Annotated in this window: 4 protein-coding genes; 2 read left to right on the forward strand and 2 right to left on the reverse strand. The window is 42.8% G+C overall.

Going from position 1 to position 6823, the window contains the following annotated elements; genetic code table 11:
* Positions 1-501, forward strand: a 501-nt coding sequence (locus CXF78_RS06680; protein ID WP_145991386.1) for an efflux RND transporter periplasmic adaptor subunit, incomplete at its 5' end; no start/stop codon positions are given.
* Positions 498-3593 (forward strand): efflux RND transporter permease subunit, encoded by a 3096-nt coding sequence (locus CXF78_RS06685; RefSeq protein ID WP_102036335.1) that lies wholly within the window; start codon positions 498-500, stop codon positions 3591-3593. The genes CXF78_RS06680 and CXF78_RS06685, both read left to right, overlap by 4 nt.
* A 251-nt stretch (positions 3594-3844) precedes the next feature.
* Here CXF78_RS06685 and CXF78_RS06690 read toward each other — a convergent pair whose 3' ends face one another.
* Both CXF78_RS06690 and fadE read right to left on the reverse strand, forming a co-directional pair.
* Positions 3845-4273, reverse strand: a complete 429-nt coding sequence (locus tag CXF78_RS06690; protein WP_102036336.1) for a PaaI family thioesterase — start codon at positions 4271-4273, stop codon at positions 3845-3847.
* Between the two features lie 89 nt (positions 4274-4362).
* Positions 4363-6810, reverse strand: coding sequence for an acyl-CoA dehydrogenase FadE (fadE, locus tag CXF78_RS06695; RefSeq protein WP_011637332.1), 2448 nt, complete (start codon positions 6808-6810; stop codon positions 4363-4365).
* Between the last annotated feature and the right edge of the window lie 13 nt (positions 6811-6823).

Raw genomic sequence — 6823 nt, forward strand, 5'->3', positions numbered from 1 at the left:
TTAGATTTCTCAGTACCAGAGCGTTTTATCCAAGAATTACAACCCGGCAAACTCGTTGAAGCTAAAGCTGTTGCTTATCCGGACCGGATATTTAAAGGTGTAGTTACTTCGATTGATAGCCGCGTTAACCCAGATACTCGAGCGGTGGTTGTGCGCGCGGTAATGCCTAATGATGATTATAAGCTACTGCCTGGCATGCTGATGAAAGTGCGTCTTATTAAGCAAAGTCGCGAAGCATTACTATTACCTGAAGCTGCAATTATTCCTATTCAAAACAAGCATTATGTTTATGTAGTAAATGCTGAAAATGTTGTCGAACAGCAACAAGTTACTTTAGGCAGCCGAACACGTGGTTGGGTTGAAATAACCGATGGGCTTAAGGTTGACCAACAAGTGATTATTCGCGGGATTTTAAAAGTTCGACCAGGAGATAAAGTTCAAGTTGAACAAGCCGAAAACTTTAAGTTTGCTCAAGTAGAAGGTATGGAGAAGTCAGCATGATATTAACTGACTTATCGGTTAAACGGCCTGTTTTTGCATCTGTTATCAGTATCTTGCTGATTGTTTTAGGGTTAGTCTCATTCGATAAATTACCCTTGCGGGAATACCCAAACATTGACCCGCCTATAGTGTCAGTCGAGACCAGTTATCGCGGCGCCAGTGCTTCAGTAGTTGAAAGCCGAATCACTCAACTTATCGAAGACCGAATAAGTGGCGTTGAAGGCATCCGCCATATTAGTTCGTCAAGCAGTGATGGCCGTTCAAGCGTTACCATTGAATTTGATATTAATCGTGATATTGAAGCCGCAACCAATGATGTTCGTGACCGTATTTCAGGTTTATTAGAACAGCTTCCAGAAGAAGCTGATGCTCCCTCTATTTACAAAGCCAACGGCAGTGATGAAGTCATTATGTGGCTCAATTTGGTCTCTGACCAAATGGATATCTTGCAGCTTACTGATTACGCGAATCGTTATTTAGTGGATAGATTTTCAGTCATCGATGGGGTGTCAACCTTGCGTTTGGGTGGCGGCAAAGTGTATGCGCTGCGAATCTGGATTGATCGCCAAGCGTTAGCATCGCGCAATCTAACCGTGTCTGACGTAGAAGCTGCATTACGTTCTGAAAACGTGGAGTTACCTGCGGGCTCTATAGAATCGAAAGAGCGTCACTTTACGGTGCGCTTAGACAGAGTATTTAAAACGGCAGAAGATTTTTCTAACCTAGTAATTAAGCAAGGTGATGATGGTTACTTAGTCAAATTAAGTGATGTCGCCAAGGTTGAAATTGGCTCAGAGGAAGAGCGGATTATTTTCCGCGGTAACAAAGAGGCAATGATTGGTTTAGGGGTCAGTAAGCAATCTACCGCTAACACCCTTGAAGTGGCGCGCGCTGCTAATGCATTGGTCGACAAACTTAATCCAACATTGCCAGCAGGAATGGAGATCAAACGCTCATACGACAGCTCGGTGTTTATTGAAGCTTCTATTGATGAGGTTTATCAAACACTGTTTATCGCCATGGTGTTAGTGATTATCGTTATTTACTTGTTTTTAGGTTCTGTGCGAGCGATGTTAATTCCAGCCATCACAGTGCCCGTATCCTTAATGGGGACGTTTATAGTGCTATATGCACTAGGGTATACCATCAACTTACTGACCCTATTAGCGATGATCCTTGCGATTGGTATGGTGGTTGATGATGCCATTGTGATGTTAGAGAATATTCATCGACGGATTGAAGAAGGTGATTCTCCTCTTAAAGCAGCCTTTCTAGGTGCGCGTGAAGTGGGCTTTGCCATTGTGGCAACGACTTTGGTGCTGGTAGCTGTATTTATGCCTATTACCTTCTTAGAGGGCGATTTAGGCAAGCTGTTTAAAGAATTTGCGGTCACCATGAGTGCGGCTGTGATTTTTTCCAGTATTGTTGCGCTAACACTAAGCCCGATGATGTGCTCAAAGTTATTAAAACCTGCAGAACAAGATCCTTGGCTGGTTAAACAAATCGATAAAATGATGAGTAAGATATCGGGCTGGTATTTAATAACCTTACAGGCAGGGGTTAAGCGACCTATTTTAGTGTCATTAATTGTTTTAATCTCGTTTGCATTAAGTAGTTTTTTACTGAATAAAATCCCTCAAGAATTTGCTCCACAAGAAGACCGTGGCTCGATGTTTTTAATGGTTAATGGGCCTCAGGGTGCCAGCTTTGAATACATTGAAAAATACATGGATGAAGTTGAAGGCCGCTTAATGCCTTTGGTCGAAAGTGGCGATATTAAGCGCTTATTGATCCGCGCTCCTCGTGGCTTTGGCACCGCATCAGACTTTTCTAACGGTATGGCCATTATCGTTTTGGAAGATTGGGCTGAACGTAGAAGTGCCAATGAAATTATTGTTGATATCCGCAATCGTTTATCAGATTTAGCTGGTATTCGTGCATTCCCGATTATGCGCCAAGCTTTTGGTCGCGGTGTAGGTAAGCCAGTGCAGTTTGTGATTGGTGGCCCAAGTTACGAAGAATTGGCTGATTGGCGTGACATTATGCTCGAGAAAGCCAAAGAAAATCATAAGCTCATTGGTTTAGATCACGATTATCAGGAAACTAAACCTCAGTTGAGAGTGGTGATTGACCGTGAACGTGCAGCAGATTTAGGTGTCTCAATTGCTCATATTGGTCGAACCTTAGAGTCGATGCTTGGTTCGCGCTTGGTGACAACCTTTATGCGCGATGGTGAAGAGTATGATGTGATTGTCGAAGGTAATCGTGACAATCAAAGTACCGCTACAGATATGGAGAATCTTTACGTTCGTTCGGATCGCTCGCAACAACTGATCCCGTTATCGAACTTAGTCTCGATTGAAGAGTTTGCCGATGCTAGCTCGTTAAATCGATACAATCGTATGCGTTCTATCACCTTAGAAGCCAATTTGGCCGATGATTATACGTTGGGTGAAGCGTTAGATTATCTCAACCAGCTTGCAGCGACTTATTTACCTGCAGAAGCAGTGATAAGTTATAAGGGGCCATCGTTAGATTACCAAGAGTCAGGTAACTCAATGAACTTTGTCTTTTTACTCGCATTAGGCATTGTGTTTTTAGTGCTTGCGGCACAGTTTGAAAGCTATGTTCACCCCATGGTGATCATGTTAACCGTTCCGTTAGCAACATTAGGGGCCCTAATTGGGTTATGGTTTACCGGTCAAAGTATTAATATTTACAGTCAAATTGGCATTATCATGCTGGTTGGTTTGGCGGCTAAAAACGGCATTTTAATCGTTGAGTTTGCCAATCAATTACGAGACCGTGGTGTTGAATTTCAACAAGCGATTTTGCAGGCTTCGACTCAACGATTACGACCTATTCTAATGACCGGTATTACGACTGCGGCAGGGGCTATTCCATTAGTGTTATCCAGTGGTGCAGGGGCTGAAACTCGTTTTGTTATTGGAGTCGTGGTGTTATCAGGCATTTTACTGGCAACCTTCTTTACCTTAATCGTTATTCCTGTTGCTTATAGCTTGTTTGCTCGTAATAGTAGCTCACCAGAAGCGATCGCTAAGCAGTTAGAGATAGAGTTAAAAGAAGGCTAATCACGTTTAACATTGATTCGTTATCCTTGATTCGTAATCAGTGATACAACCTGAAATCAGGATATGTAAAAAAGCCAGTCATTGAAGTGACTGGCTTTTTTTGTTTCAATTATTTACGAGGAACAAACTTGGCTTTATCGAGGCATTTAAACTTAAAACGGAATGGCAGCGCTAGAGTTAATTACTAATGGAATAAGTATTATTATTATGCCGTTTCATCTAGCAGTGCAAAGTACATTTTAGCCTACTATCTAAGGGCGAAGAATAAGGCAGGTCGCTGTAGCAGTAGCGAGTAACTTACCTTCTTCAGTGGTTAAGGTGCCTTCAGATATGCCTAACGACTTTGATAAGTTCATTAAGCTTCCCTTAGCGATTAATCGCTGGTTTTGTGGTACAGGGCGAACCATTTTAACGTTCAAATCAATGGTTGAATAACTTACCCCAGCAGGGAGTGCTGAATGAACTGCGCAAGCTGTTACTGTGTCCATAACCGTTGCTGCAAAGCCACCGTGTACACCGCCCATCGGATTTAAATGACGTTCATCTGCATGCGCTTCAAACGTTACAGTGCCTTCACTGACTTCAATGGCTTTCATCGGTATGGTTTGAGTAATAGAAGGGGCTGGTATGTCGCCATTTAACATAGCTTGCATCAATTGTAATCCGCTTAACTGTTTCATCATTATCCTTCTAACATCATTAAACTGTAGAGATGAAAAAGGGTAAAGCTTGCGCTTTACCCTTTTTATTTTAGGTTTTAACCTAGCAGCTAGGCTGCTTTTTCTTGCTTAGCTTTAGGTGCTAGTTGCGCACGAAGCTCATCGGTATCGAAATCATCAACGTTAATTGATTTTAAGCGGCCAATTTCAGCTCGTTCAAGTAAAGCGATTTCGCTGTCGCTTAACACACCAAGCGCTTTACCTTCTGCAGCAACTTTATCTAACCACATAAATGGCAGACGCTTACCAGCAGCTTTACAGACTTTGTCGTACAGTGGCTCTGCGGCAAGGATATCTTTAAACGTTTGTTCTTGGATACCTACAGCATTGAACTCAGATGCAGTCCAGAACTGGCCTTTACCTAAACGGTCACGGCTAGCACAAGGCGTTTGCATAATCTTAGCCACTTTGTGGTCTAATACATCACTAGGACGCTTAATCGGACGACCGAATGGGAAAATAACGGCACGAAGTGCAATGCCTAATCCCATTGGGAAGTTGTTCAGTAAGTCATCTAACGAATCTTGTAACTTGTATAATGAATCTTCAACCGCCCATTGAACTAAAGGTAAATCTTCAGTTAAACGACCGTCATCTTCATAACGTTTTAGCGTTGCTGAAGTTAGATACAGCTGGCTTAATAAGTCACCTAAACGAGCAGAAATACGTTCTTTACGTTTAAGGTTGCCACCTAACGTTGCCATAGCTAAGTCAGATAATAATGCTAAGTTAGCACTGAAACGGTTCATCTGTTGGTAGTAACGCTTGGTTTTATCTGAGTAAGGGCTATTCGAGAAACGAGATGAGGTTAAGCCCATCCAGAAGCTACGAATAAAGTTAGACGTTGCAAAGCCAATATGGCCAAAGATAGCCGCGTCAAAGTTAGCTAAACCACGATTTGCGTCAGTATCAAAAGCAGATTCCATTTCGGCCAATACATATGGATGACAGCGAATTGCGCCTTGTCCATAAATGATCATTGAGCGAGTTAGAATGTTTGCACCTTCTACAGTAATCGCAATCGGTGCAGCTTGATAGCCACGACCTAAGTAGTTATTCGGCCCTAAACACACACCTTTACCGCCGTGAATGTCCATTGCATCAATAACACACTTTTGCATTCTGTCGGTTAAGTGGAATTTAACGATGGCTGAAACAACCGATGGCTTTTCACCTAAATCGATAGCGGTAGTGGTTAATGTTGCAACTGCATCCATTAGATAAGCATTACCGCCTAAACGCGCCATTGGCTCTTCGATGCCTTCTAACTTACCGATAGGTAATTTAAATTGACGACGAATACGTGCATAAGCACCGGTAGCAACAGCGGCAGTTTTAACGCCACCAGCTGAGTTTGAAGGTAAGGTAATACCACGACCTACAGATAGACACTCAACCAACATTCTCCAACCTTGACCAGCCATTTCTGGACCACCAATGATGAAGCTTAATGGTACAAACACTTCGTTACCGCGTGTTGGACCATTTTGGAACATACAGTTCAATGGGAAATGACGACGTCCAGTTTCAACACCAGGAATGTCAGTAGGAATAAGCGCACAAGTAATGCCTAATTCTTCTTTATCACCTAGTAGGTGATCAGGGTCGCGTAGTTTAAACGCAAGCCCAAGTACGGTAGCAACAGGTGCTAAGGTAATGTAGCGCTTGTTCCAGGTCAGTTTCATACCAAGCACTTCTTCGCCTTGGAATTCACCTTTACATACAACGCCGAAATCTGGGATTGAGCCAGCATCACTACCTGCTTCAGGGCTAGTAAGTGCAAAACATGGCACTTCTAAACCTTGAGCTAAACGAGGTAGGTAATGATCTTGCTGCTCTTTAGTACCATAGTGCTGTAATAACTCACCAGGGCCTAACGAGTTAGGAACACCTACTGTTGAGGCAAGTTCGCTACTTACACCAGCAAGTTTTTGTAATACACAAGATTGAGCATAAGCTGAATATTCAAGCCCGCCGTACTTTTTCTTAATGATCATCGCGAAGAAACCATGATCCTTTAAGAACTGCCATACATCTTGTGGCAAGTCACCTAGCACATGCGATACTTCATGTTGATTAAGCATTTTACACACTTCTTCAACGGGTCCGTCTATGAATGCTTGCTCGTCTGCGGTTAAACGCGCTTTAGGATAGTTATGTAATTTGCTCCAGTTAGGGTTACCGGCAAATAAATCTGCTTCCCACCACGTTGTACCTGCTTCAATGGCTTCTTTTTCAGTAGAAGACATTTCAGGCATGATACCGCGATACACTTTTATCAGCGGACGACTGATAAAATTCTGTCTGAATGATTTGATGTTTAGTGGCAGCGCAATGACAAGGAAAACAATCCATGTAATTACACCAATAATGTCCAAAGTGCTACCGACAACTAACACAATCGCCGCAGCAATTGTTGTAGATAATAACGATACCCGCAGGTATGCCATGGCGCCGAGCACAAAGATCATCGCGATGATCCAAAGTAGGGTGGTCAATGTACTTCTCCTT

The organism is Shewanella sp. 11B5, from assembly GCF_002836795.1.
Taxonomy (GTDB): Bacteria; Pseudomonadota; Gammaproteobacteria; order Enterobacterales; family Shewanellaceae; genus Shewanella; species Shewanella frigidimarina.